Annotated in this window: 2 rRNA genes; both read right to left on the bottom strand. The window is 49.9% G+C overall.

What is annotated here, in order from left to right:
* Positions 1-44: 44 nt before the first annotated feature.
* A 5S ribosomal RNA gene (rrf, locus tag OQX63_RS23175) occupies positions 45-156 on the bottom strand.
* A gap of 137 nt (positions 157-293) precedes the next feature.
* Positions 294-3,168 (bottom strand): 23S ribosomal RNA (locus OQX63_RS23180).
* Between the last annotated feature and the right edge of the window lie 60 nt (positions 3,169-3,228).

Below are 3,228 nucleotides of genomic sequence, written 5' to 3' on the forward strand. Positions count from 1 at the left end.
AAGAAAACCCTTCAACATTTTCTGCTGAAGGGTTTCTTTTTAAGATCTGGCACCGACCTACTCTCCCACGTGTTACCGCAGTACCATCGGCTCTGGTGGGCTTAACTTCTCTGTTCGGAATGGGAAGAGGTGGACACCACCGATATAGGCACCTGAATGTTTTTAATTAAGATCGGGGGATAGAGGGTTGAAGGATGGAGGGTTAACCTTCCGCCTTTTCACCTTTGGCCTTCCGCCTTAAATGACATATTATTGAAAGAAGTTAGTTTGAAGAACAAACAACAGTCTGTTTGCTTTGAAAGCTTCGGATGATTAGTACTACTCGACTGTGCTGTCACCAGCTTTACATCTGTAGCCTATCAACGTAGTAGTCTGCTACGGTCCTATATGGAATTCTCATCTCGTGGCTAGTTTCGCACTTAGATGCTTTCAGCGCTTATCTATTCCCAGCGTAGCTACTCTGCAATGCCCCTGGCGGAACAACAGATTCACTAGAGGCTGGTCCAACCCGGTCCTCTCGTACTAAGGTCAGCCCCACTCAAAATTCCTACGCCCACAACAGATAGGGACCGAACTGTCTCGCGACGTTCTGAACCCAGCTCGCGTGCCACTTTAATCGGCGAACAGCCGAACCCTTGGGACCTTCTCCAGCCCCAGGATGTGACGAGCCGACATCGAGGTGCCAAACCTCCCCGTCGATATGAGCTCTTGGGGGAGATCAGCCTGTTATCCCCAGCGTACCTTTTATCCTTTGAGCGATGGCCCTTCCATGCAGAACCACCGGATCACTATATCCGTCTTTCGACCCTGATCGACCTGTATGTCTCACAGTCAAGCAAGCTTATGCTATTGCACTCCGCGTACGGTTACCAAGCGTACTGAGCTTACCTTTGAAAGCCTCCGTTACCTTTTTGGAGGCGACCACCCCAGTCAAACTACCCATCAAACAATGTCTCCCCCTTAGGGGGATTAGACACCGAATACAGAAAGGGTGGTATTTCAACGTTGGCTCCACGACGCCTAGCGACGCCGCTTCAAAGCCTCCCACCTATCCTACACATCCTGTATCCAATGTCAATGTTAAATTGTAGTGAAGGTGCATGGGGTCTTTCCGTCCCGTTGCGGGTACCCGGCGTCTTCACCGGGACCACAATTTCACCGAGCTCATGGCTGAGACAGCGCCCAGATCGTTACACCATTCGTGCAGGTCGGAACTTACCCGACAAGGAATTTCGCTACCTTAGGACCGTTATAGTTACGGCCGCCGTTTACTGGGGCTTCGATTCAATGCTTCTCTTACGATGACATCCCCTCTTAACCTTCCAGCACCGGGCAGGTGTCAGGCCTTATACCTCATCTTTCGATTTTGCAAAGCCATGTGTTTTTGTTAAACAGTCGCCTGGGCCTTTTCACTGCGGCTTACATTGCTGCAAGCGCCCCTTCTCCCGAAGTTACAGGGCCATTTTGCCGAGTTCCTTAGCCATGATTCACTCGAGCACCTTAGAATCCTCTTCCCGGATACCTGTGTCGGTTTGCGGTACGGGTTTTTATAACCTGGAGCTTAGCGGTTTTTCTTGGAAGTCTGATTACCTGCACTATCCACTCAGCCGAAGCCTTGCGGTACTATCAGCGTTCAGCACCGTCGGCGGATTTGCCTACCGTCGGTATACCTACAGCCTTCAACGATCTATTCCGTCAGATCGCGGCAGTGTCACTACTCCGTCCCCACATCGCAGTTATAAAAAGTACTGGAATATTAACCAGTTGTCCATCGAATTTCCCCTTCGGGTTCTCCTTAGGTCCCGACTGACCCTGATCCGATTAGCGTTGATCAGGAAACCTTATCCTTTCGGTGGGCGGGTTTCTCGCCCGCCTTATCGTTACTTATGCCTACATTTGCTTTTCTATGCGCTCCAGCACCCATTACCAGATACCTTCGCTGCACATAGAATGCTCCCCTACCGATATATTTCAATCCCATAGCTTCGGTGTACGGTTTAATGCCCGTTTATTATCCATGCCCGATCGCTCGACTAGTGAGCTGTTACGCACTCTTTAAATGAATGGCTGCTTCCAAGCCAACATCCTAGCTGTCTGTGCAATCGGACCTCGTTAGTTCAACTTAACCGTAACTTGGGGACCTTAGCTGATGGTCTGGGTTCTTTCCCTCTCGGCGCGTGACCTTAGCACCCCGCGCCTCACTGCCGGTTATATTATATAGCATTCGGAGTTTGTCTGGATTTGGTAGGATTTGACTCCCCCGCACCCAATCAGTAGCTCTACCTCTATATAACTAAACACCGACGCTGTTCCTAAAAACATTTCGGGGAGTACGAGCTATTTCCCAGTTTGATTAGCCTTTCACCCCTACCCACAGATCATCCGGAAACTTTTCAACGTTTATCGGTTCGGTCCTCCAGTACGTGTTACCGCACCTTCAACCTGTCCATGGGTAGATCACAAGGTTTCGCGTCTACCTCCTCTGACTATACGCCCTGTTCAGACTCGCTTTCGCTTCGGATCCGTGCCTGAAGCACTTAACCTTGCCAGAGAAGAGTAACTCGTAGGCTCATTATGCAAAAGGCACGCCGTCACTGGACCTGCCAGCTCCGACCGCTTGTAAGTACACGGTTTCAGGTTCTATTTCACTCCCCTGTTCGGGGTTCTTTTCACCTTTCCCTCACGGTACTGGTTCACTATCGGTCTCTCAGGAGTATTTAGCCTTACCGGATGGTGCCGGCAGATTCCCACAAGGCGTCTCCGACCTCGCGGTACTCAGGATACTGCTAAGCTAGCATTCTATACGTGTACCGGGCTATCACCGTGTACCGCTGGGCTTCCCATCCCATTCCACTTCTGTTTGCTAATGCCATGTTGCAGTCCTACAACCCCCACTTTGCCGTAACAAGGTAGGTTTGGGCTCTTTCCCTTTCGCTCGCCACTACTCAGGAAATCATTGTTATTTTCTCTTCCTCTGCTTACTTAGATGTTTCAGTTCGGCAGGTTTGCTCATTATATGTGACATGTCTTCAACATGCCGGGTTGCCCCATTCGGAAATCTTCGGATCAATTCCTATTTGCAAATACCCGAAGCTTATCGCAGCTTATCACGTCCTTCATCGCCTCTGAGAGCCAAGGCATCCCCCGTGTACTCTTTATTACTTTCTTCTACTCATATGCCTTTTGCGCCATATGGTATGCTTTTTTGCTCTTGTCATGATGTCTCAT

Source organism: Pedobacter sp. PF22-3, assembly GCF_026239555.1.
Taxonomy (GTDB): domain Bacteria; phylum Bacteroidota; class Bacteroidia; order Sphingobacteriales; family Sphingobacteriaceae; genus Pedobacter.